The 14,458-nt window shown below is 66.7% G+C and carries 15 protein-coding genes and 1 pseudogene; 4 read left to right on the top strand and 12 right to left on the bottom strand.

Going from position 1 to position 14,458, the window contains the following annotated elements; all coding sequences use genetic code 11:
• Position 1: 1 nt before the first annotated feature.
• The 3 genes from prpB to LPN03_RS01980 are packed head-to-tail and all read left to right on the top strand — an operon-like array spanning position 2 to position 2,491.
• A complete protein-coding gene (gene prpB / locus LPN03_RS01990) occupies positions 2-931 on the top strand; it encodes a methylisocitrate lyase (protein WP_165181282.1) in 930 nt (309 codons plus the stop codon).
• A 35-nt stretch (positions 932-966) separates the two neighbouring features.
• On the top strand, positions 967-2,106 hold the full coding sequence (locus LPN03_RS01985; protein WP_262452865.1) for a bifunctional 2-methylcitrate synthase/citrate synthase: 1,140 nt from the start codon (positions 967-969) through the stop codon (positions 2,104-2,106).
• Between the two features lie 55 nt (positions 2,107-2,161).
• Entirely contained in the window at positions 2,162-2,491 is a 330-nt protein-coding gene (locus LPN03_RS01980; protein WP_165181284.1) for a cupin domain-containing protein, read from the top strand.
• Between the two features lie 13 nt (positions 2,492-2,504).
• On the opposite strand, the gene LPN03_RS01975 is transcribed toward LPN03_RS01980, so the two are convergent.
• Genes LPN03_RS01975 through LPN03_RS01965 form a run of 3 tightly spaced genes read right to left on the bottom strand, consistent with a single transcriptional unit; the run spans position 2,505 to position 4,208 of the window.
• Positions 2,505-2,990 carry an 8-oxo-dGTP diphosphatase gene (locus LPN03_RS01975; RefSeq protein ID WP_165181285.1) on the bottom strand — a complete coding sequence of 162 codons (486 nt, stop codon included), beginning with the start codon at positions 2,988-2,990 and terminating at the stop codon, positions 2,505-2,507.
• A gap of 25 nt (positions 2,991-3,015) precedes the next feature.
• A complete protein-coding gene (locus LPN03_RS01970) occupies positions 3,016-3,711 on the bottom strand; it encodes a zf-HC2 domain-containing protein (RefSeq protein ID WP_165181286.1) in 696 nt (231 codons plus the stop codon).
• Positions 3,708-4,208 carry a sigma-70 family RNA polymerase sigma factor gene (locus LPN03_RS01965; protein ID WP_262452862.1) on the bottom strand — a complete coding sequence of 167 codons (501 nt, stop codon included), beginning with the start codon at positions 4,206-4,208 and terminating at the stop codon, positions 3,708-3,710. Before LPN03_RS01965 ends, LPN03_RS01970 begins: the two co-directional genes overlap by 4 nt.
• A gap of 173 nt (positions 4,209-4,381) precedes the next feature.
• On the opposite strand from LPN03_RS01965, the gene LPN03_RS01960 reads away from it, so the two are divergent.
• A complete protein-coding gene (locus tag LPN03_RS01960; protein WP_165181288.1) occupies positions 4,382-4,861 on the top strand; it encodes a hypothetical protein in 480 nt (159 codons plus the stop codon).
• On the opposite strand, the gene xerD is transcribed toward LPN03_RS01960, so the two are convergent.
• The 9 genes and pseudogenes from xerD to LPN03_RS01915 all read right to left on the bottom strand — a co-directional run.
• Positions 4,862-5,836, bottom strand: a complete 975-nt coding sequence (gene xerD, locus LPN03_RS01955) for a site-specific tyrosine recombinase XerD (RefSeq protein ID WP_165181314.1) — start codon at positions 5,834-5,836, stop codon at positions 4,862-4,864.
• Positions 5,833-6,477 (bottom strand): NUDIX domain-containing protein, encoded by a 645-nt coding sequence (locus tag LPN03_RS01950; protein ID WP_262452858.1) that lies wholly within the window; start codon positions 6,475-6,477, stop codon positions 5,833-5,835. The genes xerD and LPN03_RS01950 overlap by 4 nt, the downstream gene beginning before the upstream one ends.
• Positions 6,477-8,183, bottom strand: coding sequence for a CTP synthase (locus LPN03_RS01945; RefSeq protein ID WP_165181290.1), 1,707 nt, complete (start codon positions 8,181-8,183; stop codon positions 6,477-6,479). The genes LPN03_RS01950 and LPN03_RS01945 overlap by 1 nt, the downstream gene beginning before the upstream one ends.
• Before the next feature lie 93 nt (positions 8,184-8,276).
• On the bottom strand, positions 8,277-10,007 hold the full coding sequence (gene recN / locus LPN03_RS01940) for a DNA repair protein RecN (protein ID WP_165181291.1): 1,731 nt from the start codon (positions 10,005-10,007) through the stop codon (positions 8,277-8,279).
• Positions 10,000-11,079: an NAD kinase gene (locus LPN03_RS01935; RefSeq protein WP_165181292.1), complete on the bottom strand. Its 1,080-nt coding sequence runs from the start codon at positions 11,077-11,079 to the stop codon at positions 10,000-10,002. Before LPN03_RS01935 ends, recN begins: the two co-directional genes overlap by 8 nt.
• A 26-nt stretch (positions 11,080-11,105) precedes the next feature.
• Positions 11,106-11,912, bottom strand: coding sequence for a TlyA family RNA methyltransferase (locus tag LPN03_RS01930; RefSeq protein WP_165181293.1), 807 nt, complete (start codon positions 11,910-11,912; stop codon positions 11,106-11,108).
• A complete protein-coding gene (locus tag LPN03_RS01925) occupies positions 11,909-12,112 on the bottom strand; it encodes a hypothetical protein (RefSeq protein WP_262452855.1) in 204 nt (67 codons plus the stop codon). The genes LPN03_RS01930 and LPN03_RS01925 overlap by 4 nt, the downstream gene beginning before the upstream one ends.
• A complete protein-coding gene (locus LPN03_RS01920; RefSeq protein WP_262452853.1) occupies positions 12,105-13,145 on the bottom strand; it encodes an HAD-IIA family hydrolase in 1,041 nt (346 codons plus the stop codon). The genes LPN03_RS01925 and LPN03_RS01920 overlap by 8 nt, the downstream gene beginning before the upstream one ends.
• Positions 13,146-13,149: 4 nt before the next feature.
• Positions 13,150-14,458 (bottom strand): annotated as a pseudogene (locus LPN03_RS01915) (hypothetical protein); the annotation flags it as partial.

The following is a 14,458-nucleotide window of genomic DNA, read 5'->3' as shown; positions in this document are numbered from 1 at the left end:
CATGCTGTACTCCAAGAAAACCCCCGAGCAGAAGCGCCGGGAGCTGCGCGAGATGCTGGTTCCCGGGGCGGCCCGCCAATTCCCTGGCGCCTTCAACCCGCTGTCGGCGCGCCTCATCGAGGAAAAGAAGTTCGACGGCGTCTACATCTCCGGCGCGGTCCTCGCCAATGACCTGGGCCTGCCGGACATCGGCATGACCACCCTGACCGAGGTCGCGGCCCGGGGCGGGCAGATTGCCCGCATGACGGACCTGCCGTGCCTGATCGACGCCGACACCGGCTTCGGTGAGCCCATGAACGTGGCACGCACCATCCAGGAGCTTGAGAGCGCGGGCCTGGCCGGCTGCCACATCGAGGACCAGTTCAACCCCAAGCGCTGCGGCCACCTGGACGGCAAGAACATGGTGGACCTGGACACGGCGGTCAAGCGCATTGCCGCCGCCGCGGATGCCCGGCGCGACCCGAACTTCCTGGTCATGGCCCGCACCGACCTGCGGGCCGTGGAGGGCCTGGCTGCCGCGATTGACCGGGCCAAGGCCCTGGTCGACGCCGGGGCCGACGCCATCTTCCCGGAAGCCATGAAGGATGTTGCCGAATTCGAGGCCGTCTGCAAGGCAGTCAATGTGCCGGTGCTTGCGAACATGACGGAGTTCGGCAAGAGCGACTTGTTCACCCGGGATGACCTCGCGGCCGCCGGGGTGGCCATGGTCATCTACCCGGTGACCCTGCTGCGCAGCGCCATGGGGGCCGCCGAACGCGTGTTGGACGCCATTTCGGCGGACGGCACGCAGAAGGCGGCGGTGCCGGAGATGTTGACTCGGGCCCGGCTCTATGAATTGGTTGACTACGAAGCGTATAACCAATTTGATACGGGCATCTTTAATTTCCAGGTCCCGGGCCTGGACATCACCAGCAACAACGCGAACCTATAGGCAGCAAGTCTTTTTATCAAGAAGGAGCACCCACTGTGAGTGACGAAGACGTACGCAAGGGCCTTGCCGGTGTCGTGGCAGACTACACGGCAATTTCCAAGGTCAACCCGGAATCCAATTCCCTGCTGTACCGCGGCTACCCTGTGCAGGAGCTGGCCGCCGCCAAGTCTTTCGAGGAGGTGGCGCTGCTGCTGTGGACCGGCGAGCTGCCCTCCGAGGAGGAACTGACGGTCTTTGAGGCGTTTGAACGGGCCAACCGTGCACTGGACGCCAACGTCAAGGCAGCCATCGACCTGCTGCCGCTGGACTGCCACCCCATGGATGTGGGACGCACTGCCGTCTCCGTGCTGGGTGCCAACCATGCCCTGGCCGAGGACTCCTCACCCGAGGCGGAACTGGAAAAGGCCAAGTCGCTCTTCGCGCACTTCCCGGCAGTGGTTGCCTACGACCAGCGCCGCCGTCGTTCCCTGGCCCCGGTGGCACCCCGGGATGACCTGGACTACTCGCAAAACTTCCTGTGGATGGCCTTTGGCGAGGAAGCGGCACCCGAAGTGGTGGACGCCTTCCGGGTGTCCATGGTCCTTTACGCGGAACACTCCTTCAACGCGTCCACGTTTACGGCCCGGGTCATCACCTCCACGCTCTCCGACCTGCATTCAGCCGTCACCGGGGCCATTGGCGCGCTGAAGGGCCCGCTGCACGGGGGCGCCAACGAGGCCGTCATGCACACCTTTGACGAAATCGGCATCCGCAAGGAGGAGTCCCGGGAGGAGGCCGCCGCACGCGCCAAGGCCTGGATGGAGGACGCGCTGGCCAAGAAGAAGAAGGTCATGGGCTTTGGCCACCGGGTGTACAAGAACGGCGACTCCCGCGTCCCCACCATGAAGGGTGCGCTGGACAAAATGATCGCCTACTTTGACCGGCCGGAAATGCTGGGCCTGTACGACGGGCTGGAGCAGGCAATGCAGGAGGCCAAGGCCATCAAGCCCAACCTCGACTACCCCGCAGGGCCCACCTACCACCTCATGGGATTCGACACCGACATGTTCACCCCCATCTTCATCGCCTCCCGCATTACGGGCTGGACGGCACACATCATGGAACAGCGCGCCGCCAACGCCCTCATTCGCCCGCTCAGCGCCTACAACGGAGTGGATGAAAGGCACCTGGGCTGACCGCGGCGGAGTAGGGTGGGAAGGGTCACCGTAGGCCCGCACCCGAAGGAGCATCGTGGAAAAATCATCACTGACGGCATTGGCCCGTGAGCTGCTGGCAACTGCCAAGGGCGGCACCAACGGACGCAGTGCCCGGACGGTTTACGGGGGCCATGAGCGCGTGCTGCGCCAGACCGTGGTGGCGCTGACCGCCGGCTCCATGCTGGACGACCACGACAATCCCGGCGAGGCCACCATCCAGGTGCTCAGCGGCCGCGTGTTGCTGGCTACCGGGGAGGTGTCGTGGGAAGGATCCTCGGGAGACCACCTGGTGGTGCCCAATACCCGCCACTCCGTGAAGGCGCTGGAAGATTCGACGTTTTTGCTGACGGTCGCCAAGCCCTGACCACCGCCGTTTCCTAAGTCCGGAGGGTGCGGGTGCTGGAGGCCACGGTCTCGTTGTCCGGATTCATGACAATGCGCCAGTCGGCCCGCTCCCCCGCCAGAAACGCCGGCAGCCAGTGGACGGCGTCGGCCCACATCTGCTCCTCCGGCAGGCGCTTTTCGGGGTACCAGTGCGGGGCAATTTCCTCGCTTTCCCGGGCGTCTCCGCTAAACGTCCGGCAGAGGTAGACCATGGTGGCCATGTCCCAGTCCGGCCGGGCGGGGAAGACAAAATCAACGGTCCCGGCCGGAATCAGGTCCCCCTGAAGCACCGTGATGCCGGATTCCTCCATCACCTCACGGCAGATGGCCTGGGCCGTGGTTTCACCGGCTTCCACATGGCCGCCGATCCCCACCACCTTGCCCGTGCCGAAGCCCGTCTTCTTCCATCCGAGCAGCACTTGGGCTTCGCCGTCGACCGTTCGGAGCAGGAAGCACAGGGTCACGGCGGCAGCAGTCATGACTCCAGCCTAAGCTCCGGGGGCGCTAATTTTTGGCCGCCGGGGCCAGGACAGCGATGATTTTTCCACTGGAGTCCCGGATCTCCGCACGCGCCAACTGCTCAACTGACACAGGTGTCGCCCCGACAACCTCGGCCTGCCCCCGGGGCGTGGCACTCCAGCTTGCGGCCCGGTCAATGCTGCCGGACCTGTCCTCTACCCAAAGGGACAGGATCCCCTTCACGGGCAGGCCATTGCCGGACAGGGCAAGCTCCGTTCCCCAGGCTTTCTTGACCAGGCCCAGCCGTACCTGTGGGCCCGAGCCGGCGCCGGCAACGTAACTCACCTCAGGACTGGCCGGCGACGTGCCTGCCGTACCTGCCAGGAATCCGATGGCCAGGCAGGCGGCCGCGGCACCCGACATCAGCGCCGTGGCGCGCCATCGGGATTTCCGGCGGCGGCTGGCCAGCTTTGCCATCAATGGGCCCACGCCGCCGCCGGCCCCATCCAACGCTCCCGCGACGTCGGGCTGTCGGGCCGCACCGATGGCGAGAACATCCTCCAGCGGCACGGCACCAAGGAGCCCTGACAGTCCATGAAGGGACGAAAGCTCATCCGCGCACAGCCGGCACATCACCAAGTGTTGTTCGAACTGCTCGCGTTCCCGGCTGTCCAGTCCGCCGAGCACATAGGCGCCGACCAGGTGATGAACGGCCGCGTGGTTGTCCGGGCCAAGTGTCATGGTGCCACTCCCATCTCATCAAGAATGCCCCTCAGCGACTTGAGCGCGTAGAACGCCCGCGACTTCACGGTGCCCACGGGGATCTGGAGCTGGCCGGCAGCCTCAAGGGCCGTGCAGCGCCGGTAATGCAGGGCGACAATGACATCGCGGTGTTCGGCACTGAGCCTGGCAAGGGCTTCTTCCATCAAAACCTTTGTCAGCAATCCGTCCACATGCCCCACCGTGGCCGCCAGCTGCTCGGGCTCCCCGGACTGCGCCTGCTGCGGACGGCGCTGCTGCCGGCGGAAATTGTCGATAATGATGTTGCGGGCCGTCCTAAAAAGGTAGCTGCGCATGCTTGTGGTGATCCTCGGATCCTGTTGCCAGATGCGCAGGATCGTTTCCTGCACAACGTCCTCGGCCTGGGCAGGAGTTGCCGACATCCCCATGGCGAATCGGCGCAGCGCCGGGGCATGGTCCCGGTAGATCTCTGCGACCGTCTGTTCATCCAATGGCATGAAGGCCCCTGACATCGTTGTCGAATACAAACACAGCTACCTGCCAAGACGCCCAATTGCCGGCAATGGTTCAATGCGGAGCAATACCCGCACTGGGTGAACCATTCTTCGGCCCCGTGTCGTCTTACCGCACGACGGCGCATCCCCGCCGCACAGACGAGAAACGAGATTTCATGAAGAAGCACTTAACCGCAGCACTGGCCTCGATTTCACTGGCCGCCCTGGCCCTGACAGCGTGCAGCACCCCAACCGCCGCCCCGCCGGCTGCCAGTTCCCCCGCCAACATTACCGCGCCGGCGGACCTGAAAACCGCTGCCAAGGCCCCTGGAGACATTGTGGTCAACGGCCAGGGAATGACGGTCTACGTCTTCGACAAGGACATCAAGGGTTCCGGCAAAAGCTCGTGCAGTGGCCCCTGCCAGGACCTGTGGGCGCCGGTGGCAGCCGGCCAGGGCACACCCGTGCTCGACGGCGTCACAGGGACTGCCGGTGTCATCACGACGGCGTCAGGAAAGAAGCAGCTCACGCTTAACGGGATGCCGTTGTACCTGTTTTCCAAGGATGCGGGTCCCGGCGACGCGAAGGGCCAGGGCGTCAAGAATGTGTGGTGGGCAGTGAACCCGGCCGGGGAAAAGGTCACCGCCGCCGGGTAGTCAGGACAGCAGCGCCCGGGGGTGCGCGGCGGCATATACCTCGCGCAGCGTCTCGGCCGTGACCAAGGTGTAGACCTGAGTGGTGGTCACGGACGCGTGGCCCAGCAGTTCCTGGACCACGCGGACATCGGCACCGCCTTCCAGCAGGTGCGTGGCGAAGGAGTGGCGCAGGGTGTGGGGGGACACATCCGCCGTGACTCCGGCCTTTTCCGCCGCCGCCTTGAGAATGGTCCACACGCTTTGCCGGCTGATCCGCCCGCCGCGGGTGTTCAGGAACAGGGCCGGCGTTCCCTTGCCCTTCCCGGCAAGGGAGCTGCGCCCTCGCACCAGGTACGCCTCCAGGGCGCGCAGGGCGTAGGAGCCGATGGGCACCAGGCGCTCCTTGGAACCCTTGCCGAACAACCTGACCAGGGAGGGCCCGCCGTCGCCCGGCGGGGCCAGGACCAGGTCGTCCACGTCCAGCCCCACCGCCTCGCTGATGCGGGCGCCGGTGGAATACAGGAATTCCAGCATGGCCGAATCCCGCAGTCCCGCAGGCGTGTCGGAGCCCGCCGCTTCCAGGATGCTGGCCACATCAGCCACGCTGATGGCCTTGGGCAGCCTGCGCCCGGGCATGGGAGGATGCACGTCGGCGGCGGGATCCGCGTTGCTGAGTCCTTCCAGGGCCCAGAACTTGTGAAGCCCGCGCACGGCCACGATGGTGCGCGCCGCGGACCGCAGGCCCAGCGCGGATCCGCCGTCGGCGCCGTCGGACAGGGCCTGGGCGAAGGCGCTGACATGGTGCCGCGTCACCTCCCCCGGCGACGTGACGTGTTCGGCGTCAAGGAAGCGCCTGTAGCGCAGCAGGTCGCGCCGGTAGGCCTGGAGGGTGTTGGCAGCCAGGCCACGCTCCACGCCAACGTGCTGGAGGTAGTCCTCGACGGCGCGCCCCAGCCCGCCGGGGGAAGCCGGTGCGCCGGCGCCCCCGGCGGTCACTGCTTGCGCTGGCCCGGATGCGCCGGCCACGGCGCCGAGGCCGGGCGGAGGCTGGCGAAGCCGTCACGTGCGGCCGTGGCCGCCGCCAAAATGCCGACGACGGCGGACGGGTTGTGGATGCGCCCCTCCAGTACCGCGGCGGCGGCGTCGTCCAGGTCCACCCAGCGGAACTGGATTTCGGACTCCTCCTCCGTGCGCACGTGCCGTTCGGCTTCCGGAATCCAGGAAACGGAGCGGGCCAGGTAGATGCGGATGGCCTCGCTGGAGGAACCGGGAGAGTTGAAAAAGTCCGCCAGGACATGCCAGTCGGCAGCCACCAGGTCCGCTTCCTCGGCAAGTTCCCGGGCCGCCCCCACCACAAAGTCCTCGCCCTCAACGTCCAGCAGGCCGGCGGGAATTTCCCACAGGTCCATTTGCACGGGGTGCCGGTACTGGCGCAGCAGGAGCACCTCCTGCTCGTCATTGAGCACCACCACGGCCACTGCGCCCGGGTGGGCAATGTAGTCCCGGGTCAGCGGCTGGGAGTCCGGTGTCAGCGAAAAAGTATCCGAGACGACGTCCCAAATGCGCCCCTGGTATACCGTTGCCGATGACTGCAGTGTGCGGTGGCTGACGGAATCAGCCACCGGTCCGCCGGCCACTAGACCTCCAGCAGCCGGGTGGCGTTCTGGCGCTCCAGCGCTGCGGCCACCAGCCCGGCAAAAAGCGGGTGCGGCCGGGTGGGGCGCGAGCTCAGTTCGGGGTGGGCCTGCGTGGATACATAGTACGGGTGCACGTCGCGCGGGAGCTCGACATACTCCACGAGCTTGCCGTCGGGGGACGTGCCGGAGAACACCAGCCCGGCGGCGGCAATCTGTTCCCGGTACTTGTTGTTGACCTCATAGCGGTGGCGGTGGCGTTCGGCCACATCCGTCCGGCCATAGGTTTCGGCCACCACGGAGCCTTCCTGCAGCACGGCCGGGTAGAGGCCCAGGCGCATTGTCCCGCCGAGGTCGCCCTTGCCGTCCACAATGTCCAGCTGTTCCTCCATCGTGGCGATGACGGGGTACTTGGGGTTGTCGTCAAATTCCGACGACGACGCCCCCTGCAGCCCCACCACGTCGCGGGCGTATTCAATGACCATGCACTGCAGCCCCAGGCACAGGCCCAGGGTGGGGAGCTGGTTTTCGCGGGCGTACTTCAAGGCGCCAAGCTTGCCTTCGAGCCCGCGAATGCCAAATCCGCCGGGGACGCAGATGCCGTCCACGTCGGAAAGAGCCTTGATGGCCCCGGCTTCCGTGGCGCAGTCGTCGGAGGGCACCCAGCGGATCTTGACCTTGGTGCTGTTGGCGAAGCCGCCGGCGCGCAGCGCCTCGGTCACGGACAGGTAGGCGTCCGGCAGGTCGATGTACTTGCCGACCAGCGCAATTTCAATGTGGTGGGCGGGGTTGTGGACCACTTCCAGGAGCTGGTCCCACTTGGTCCAGTCCACGTCCTTGAAGGGCAGGTCCAGGGCGCGGACAATGTACGAGTCCAGGCCCTGCGCATGCAGAGTCTTGGGGATTTCATAGATGCTGGGGGCGTCCGGGCAGCCAATGACGGCTTCCACGTCAACGTCGCACGCGCGGCCGATCTTGGCATGCATGGCGTCCGGGAGGACACGGTCCGAGCGCAGGATGATGGCATCGGGCTGGATGCCCAGGGAGCGCAGCGCGGCAACGGAGTGCTGGGTGGGCTTGGTCTTCAGTTCCTGGGACGGGCCAATGTAGGGCACCAGTGAAACGTGGGCAAAGAACACGTTCTTGCGGCCCACGTCCTGGCGCACCTGACGCGCGGATTCGAGGAAGGGCTGGGATTCAATGTCGCCCACGGTGCCGCCAATTTCGGTGATGATCACGTCGGGGGCGTTTGCACCTTCGGCTGGCAGGCGCATGCGCCGCTTGATCTCGTCGGTGATGTGCGGGATGACCTGGACAGTGTCGCCCAGGTACTCGCCGCGGCGTTCCTTGGCGATGACTGTCGAGTACACCTGGCCCGTGGTGACGTTGGCGGAGCCTTCGAGGTTTTCATCCAGGAAGCGCTCGTAGTGGCCAATGTCGAGGTCGGTTTCGGCGCCGTCGTCGGTGACAAAAACTTCACCGTGCTGGAAGGGATTCATTGTGCCCGGATCCACGTTGAGGTAGGGATCGAGCTTTTGCATTGTGACCGACAGGCCGCGGGCCCGCAGCAGGTGGCCGAGGCTCGAAGCCGTCAGCCCCTTACCAAGCGAGGACGCGACACCGCCGGTGACGAAGATGTGTTTGGTCGTCTTGGACTGACCACTGAACCGGGAATTTGATCGTTGCACCACGGAATTCGAGCCTATCATCTAATGAGCCAATAATGGTTCGCCGGTGCCTGCCACGTTCGTGCCAAACCCTGCGTGCACTGCGTTCGTCCTTCGTCCGTCCTGCCAGTTGCCTTACCTTGTGGCGCGCCGGGCGTCTGCCAAAAGTTCCTTGGCGTGTGCCTGCGCCGTTGCCGAATCCTCCTGTCCTGCCAGCATGCGCGCCAGCTCGCGCACCCGCTCCCCGTCGTCCAAAAGCCGCACATTGCTGGTGGTGATGCCACCGGATGAGTTTTTGCCCACAGAGCTCTTCGTCACCAGGATGTGCTGGTCCGCAAACGCCGCCACCTGCGGCAGGTGGGTGACCACCAGGACCTGGACATGCTTGGCCAGCATGGCGAGCCTGCGCCCAATTTCGACGGCGGCCTTGCCACCCACGCCGGAGTCCACCTCGTCAAAGACAAATGTCGGTACGGGGTCGACGGCGGCCAGCACCACCTCCAGCGCCAGCATGACCCTGGAAAGCTCACCGCCCGAGGCACCCTTGCCCAGCGGACGTGGAAGCGCCCCGGCATGCGGCTGGAGCAGGAAGGAGATGTCGTCGGCACCGTGGATGCCGCGCTCGGCCGGTGACAGCTCAATGACCAGCTTTGCGTCCGGCATGGCCAGGGCCTTCAGCTCGGCGCTGACCTGCCTGGACAACTTCTCCGCGGCGGATTTGCGCAATTTCGTCACCTCTGCCGCCAGCCCGACAAGTTCCTCGAGCGAGGCGGCAACCTCGAGTTCGAGCCGTTCGATTCGACCGGTGTCGTCAGTCAATTCGTCCAACCGGGCACGGGCTTCCTCGGCCCACACCAGCACCTCATCGATGCTCGGCGCGTACTTGCGCACCAGCACGGCCAGCTCGCCGCGGCGGTCCTCCACTTCGGCCAGCCGTCCGGGGCCCTCCGAATCGAGGGAGGTGGCATAACCGGCCAGGTCCCGGGCAATGTCGGCCAGCAGGTACCCCACCTCGGAGACCCGCTTGACCAGTTCGGCAAGCTCCGTGTCGGAATCGGAGACGGTTTCCAGCAGCCGCTTGGCCGTGTCCACCAGGGTGATGGCGTCGGCGCCCTCCCCATAGTCCTCGGCGCTCAGGGCCTCGTGCGCGCCCAGCGAGGCAGTGCGCAGTTCCTCCACGTTGCCGAGCTTCACGGCCTCGACCTTGAGGAGCTCGTCTTCGGCGGGCTGCGGCGATACACCGTCAATTTCAGCAAGCGCGGCAGTCAGGGATTCCGCTTCGCGCAGGCGTTCCCGGCTGGAGGTGCGCAGCAACTCAAGCTCGGCCTGGGCCCCACGCCAGCGGGCAAATACGCCCTGATACGTTTCCATGGCTGCGGGGAATTGTTTCTGGGCTTCGGCGGCAAACTTGTCCAGGGCCTCGCGTTGTGCCGTTGCGGACTTGAGCCGGATCTGGTCCGACTGCCCGTGCACTGCCACCAGCGTCTCCCCCAGCTCGGCCAGCACGCCGATGGGTGCACTCCGGCCGCCCACATGGGCACGGCTGCGCCCGTCGGCGCTGACTGTGCGGGCCAGGATCAGCTCGGCGCCGCCGTCGAACTCGTCAATGTCCGCCCCGGCCTCCTGCGCCCGGACCAGGGCGGCATGGCCGGAAGGCAGGGTCAGGGTGGCTTCGGCGGAGGCGCTCTTGGCACCATTGCGCACGGCCCCGGCATCCGCCCGGTTGCCCAGGAGAAGTCCGACGGCGGTCACCACCATGGTCTTGCCGGCGCCGGTTTCGCCGCTGACGACGCTCAGGCCGGGGCCCAGCGGCAGCGTTGATTCGGAGATGACGCCGAGGTCGCGGATCCGTATTTCCTCAATCATGGCGCGGCCACGCCCCTTCAAGGGATTCAGTCGCGGCATCGCCGTGCGGCAGCGCCGTGGCGGTCAGGTCGGGCAGCTGCGGCATGGGACCGGTGGGCGGGCCCCCCAATTGCGTTTTGGGCTTGGGGCTCTTGATGATGGGAAGTTGCGTGGTGGGCGGCGGCTCCTCCGTGCCGGGCCCGCGCCAGCCCTGGACGGGCAGTTCAAACTTGCGCACCAGCCGCTCGGAGAACGGCGACTGCTGCGTCCTGGCGAGCTTGACAGGCTGGCTGGAGCGGGTTACCTCGATGCGGGCGCCAGGCAGCAGGTCAACCGTGCGGCGGCCGTCGCACCAAATCACCCCGTACGCGCCGTTGCGCGTCAGCACCTCCACGGCCAGCGTGGACGTGGGAGCCACCACCAGCGGCTTGGCGAAGAGCGCGTGGGCGCTGATGGGGACCATCAGCAACGCCTCCACCTCCGGCCAGACCACGGGCCCGCCGGCGGAAAATGCGTAGGCGGTGGAGCCGGTGGGGGTGGCCATGACCACTCCGTCGCAGCCGAAAGAGCTCAACGGGCGGCCGTCCACCTCGGTGACCACCTCGATCATGCGCTCCCGGTTGCCCTTCTCCAGGGCCACCTCGTTCAGCGCCCAGGTGTGGGCCACCACCTTGCCCTTGACCCGGACCTTGACGTCGAGGGTCATCCGCTCCTCCACCGAGTACTCGCGGCGGACCACCCAGTCCACGGTTTGGATCAGGTCGGCCCGTTCGCTCTCCGCCAGGAAGCCCACATGGCCCAGGTTGACGCCCAGCAGCGGCAGGTCGTGTTCGCGCACCAGTTCGGCTGCGCGCAGGATGGTTCCGTCCCCGCCCAGGACCATGACCAGTTCAATGTCCGCCAGCGTGACGTCGCGGCCCAGAATTTCCATGCTGACGTCGGAGACGCCAAGATAGCCGGTCATGTCGGCCAGCTCCTCGGCAAACATGACGGGAACAATGTTGCTTGCGTGCAGTTGCACGCACGCTTCCAGGGCGGCAATCATCGATTCCTCGCGCCCCGTGTGGGCAAGGATCAAGACGCGGCGTGTCATGTGCTTGGTTTTCCTCCGGTTAGGCGTCAGGGCCAGACCTGGGCCAGCAAAGTCTCCACAGCCCGGGTCTGTTCTTCGATCTTATGTGCCTGCGGTGACACTTCACGGCTTGCCCACAGAAAATACTCAACATTTCCGTCCTGCCCGGGCAGGGCACTCACACCCAGTCCGTGGAGGGCCAGGCCGTTGGCCGCCGCCGCGCGCGCCACGAGCTCCACGGCCCGCCGGCGCTCCTGCTCACTGCCCACAACGCCGGTTCGAGCCAGCCGCTCCCGGCCCACCTCAAACTGTGGCTTGACCATAAGGAGCAGCTCGCCGCCCGGGCGTGTCGCCAGGGCCAGCGGCGCCATGACCAGGGTCAGCGAGATGAAGGATAGGTCGCACACCGTCAGGTCGGCTGCACCGCCGATGTCCTCGGGCGCCATGTACCGGATGTTCAGTCCCTCATAAACGTCCACCCGCGGATCTTCGCGCAAGGCCTGCACCAGCTGGCCGTGGCCCACGTCCACGGCGGCCACCGTGGCGGCACCGTGGCGGAGCAGCACATCCGTGAAACCGCCGGTGGAGGCGCCGGCGTCAAAACACCGCCTGCCGGCCACCGAAATCTGGGGGAAGGCTGCCAACGCGCCGGCCAGCTTGTGCCCCGCCCGGGAAACAAAGTCGGGCTCGCCGCCGTCGGCCACGGTGATCGTGGAGCCGGCGTCAACCGGGTGGGAGGCCTTGGCAACCATGGTCCCGTCGACGCTGACGCGGCCCGCCTTGATCAGGGAGGCCCCCACGGTGCGCGACCGGGCCAGGCCGCGGTTGGCCAGTTCCTGGTCCAGCCGGGTCACAGCGCGCCAGCCGGCCCCGGGCTGCCGGGTTGGGCGGCAGGATTGGCGTCCAGCTGTTCCTGCAGCCCGGCCAGAATGCCGGTGTACAGCGCGTTGTGGTCGACCGTGGGCAGCACAGCGGCTTCCGCGGCCTTGGCAACCAAGGCGTCCACAGCTGCATCGCCTGTGGCGGGCAGCCCCGCGGCGTGGTTCTCAGGCATCCGCAACGGCCCCCTCGTGGACCGGAACCAGCCCCTCAAACACGATGGCTGGATTTGTGGGGGTCTCAGTTTCGGGGACGGCCGCCCACCAGGCAGCACACATGGCCCGGCCGGCATTGACGTCGCAGTTGCCGTCCTCGTTGCCGTTGGACAGGCGGACGGTGATGGTGTTCCCCTCGGCCCATGCCTGTTCGCCGCCGCAGCTGTAGACACCGTTCCGCATGGATATTTCGGGATACGGCTGGAAGAGGCCGTCGAGGTTCTCAAGGATGAACCGTGGGCGCTCGGCCGTCCGCGCCTTCAGGGCAGAGTCAAGCGAGTCGATCCCGGTGAGGACCAGGGCCGTGGCCATGCCGGCGTTGTTGCCGCCCAGGATGTCCGTGTCGAGGCGGTCCCCCACCACCAGGGGAGACGTCGCGCCCAGGCGCTTTGCGGCCGTGTGGAACAGGGGTGCCTCGGGCTTTCCGGCCACCAGCGGGTCAAGCCCGACGGCGGTCCGCACGGCAGCGACAAGCGCACCGTTCCCGGGTGCTATCCCCCGGGCCTGCGGAATCGTCAGGTCGGTGTTGGTGGCGATCCAGCTTGCACCGCCATTGATGGCAAACGCCGCCTCGGCCAGCGCGGACCAGCCGAGCGTGGGCTCAAAGCCCTGGATGACGGCGTCGGGGGCGTCCGTGGCGCTGTCCACCACGGCCATGCCCACCGCCTCGACTTCCTGGGCAAGTGCCTTGCTGCCAACAACCAGGATCTTGCTGCCCCGGGGAAACTTTTGCGCCAGCAGTGCCGCGCCAGCCTGGGCCGAGCTGACCACTTGATCGTCGTCGGCAGGCGCGCCCAGCTCACGCAGGTGCGCGGCAACATGGGCCGGGGTGCGTGAGGCATTGTTGGTCACGTACGCTAGCTGGACGCCAATCCCGGCCAGCCGGCCCAGCGCCTCGACGGCGCCGGGGATGGCGTGGGGCCCTGCATAAACCACGCCGTCCAAATCGGCCAGCACTGCATCGAAGCTGTTCAGCAAAGTCTCCCCGGGCAACGCTTTAGCCCTCGTTCCGGGATTCGCCGTCGTGGTGATCAAACCTTCCGGCGTCATCCCCGTCCCCGTCCAGGAGCGCGTCCAATTCCTCGTCGCCGGAGCCGCCCATCTCAGCGCGGTCCAGCTCGTCGTCAATGCTGTCCTGGTCGGATTCGGCGTCGTCGGACTCAAAGGCGTCCGATTCGGCGTCGTCGGACTCCACCTCGTCATGCTGGTTGGCCGGGGCATCCGCCTCGGCACCGGGAACGCCGTCGGCCGGTTCAGCACCGTCCATGACGTCGGCGACTCGCGTGCGCGGACGCAGTTCCACGCCGTCCTCGTCATCGTCAGCACCGAGGTCCACAATGATGGAGTCCATGGAATCATCGATGCCCAAGGCCTCTTCGGCAACGAGCGCCTGGCGTTCCCACTTTTTGGCTTCGTCCTTGCGGTCCAAGGCGCGAAGGACCATGCCGTAGGCACGGAACAGGCGGGGGCTGAAGGAGAAGGCCCGGTTGATGTCAAGCTGCGGGAGCTCCAAAGCAGAGAGGGCGGCGTCAAGTTCGCCCAGGTCCCCGCGGGCACCGGACTCAACGATGGCCAGTTCCACCTTGCCGGCCACGTCGAGGGACTCGGCGTCTTCCGACTTGATCAGGTCAAGTGCGCGGTCGGGGCGGCCCAGCCCGCGCTCACAGTCGGCCATGAGCGGCAGGTGGGCGTTGGACCCGCTGATGCGGCGATAAGTGCGCAGTTCCCGCAGGGCCTCGCCGTAGTTGCCGGCAGCATAGGCGGTCATGGCAACTGCCTCGCGAACGCAGGCCAACCGCCCACCGCGGCGGCTCGCGGCAAGGGCGTGCCGGAACGCCAGTTCAGGGTCAAAATCAATCAAGCGGCCTGCCATGACAAGGTGCTTGGAAACCCATTCATTGTTTCGGGTATCCAGGATGCGCAACTGGGCGCGTGTCACCTTGTCCAGCTCCTCGCCCGTGACGTCGGAGTCGATTTCAGGTGAGCGTTCGCGGTCCGGACGGTTGGAACTGCGCAGATCGGCAGCATTGCGCGGCGGAGCCTGCCGGGGGCCGCGGTCATCGCGCCGATCATGAGCCGGCCGCGACTCGTGGCCGGGCCGGTCATTCCGGTCGCCGTAGGGGCGGTCGTTGCTGCGCGCCGGGCGGTCCCCGTAAGGGCGCCCGCCCTGGCCGCCGCGGTTGTCGCGGTCGCCAAAGGGCTTCCGGTCTTCGCGCCGGCCATTGACCATCGGGCGGTCTGCACCGCGGTTGTCGCGGTCGCCGAAGGGCTTCCGGTCGCCGTAGGGGCGGTCTCCGCCGGAACGT

The organism is Arthrobacter sp. A2-55 (assembly GCF_025548615.1).
Lineage (GTDB): Bacteria > Actinomycetota > Actinomycetes > Actinomycetales > Micrococcaceae > Specibacter > Specibacter silviterrae.
Note: the sequence above shows the minus strand (reverse complement) of the source record. Positions and strands in the feature narration are given on the sequence as shown.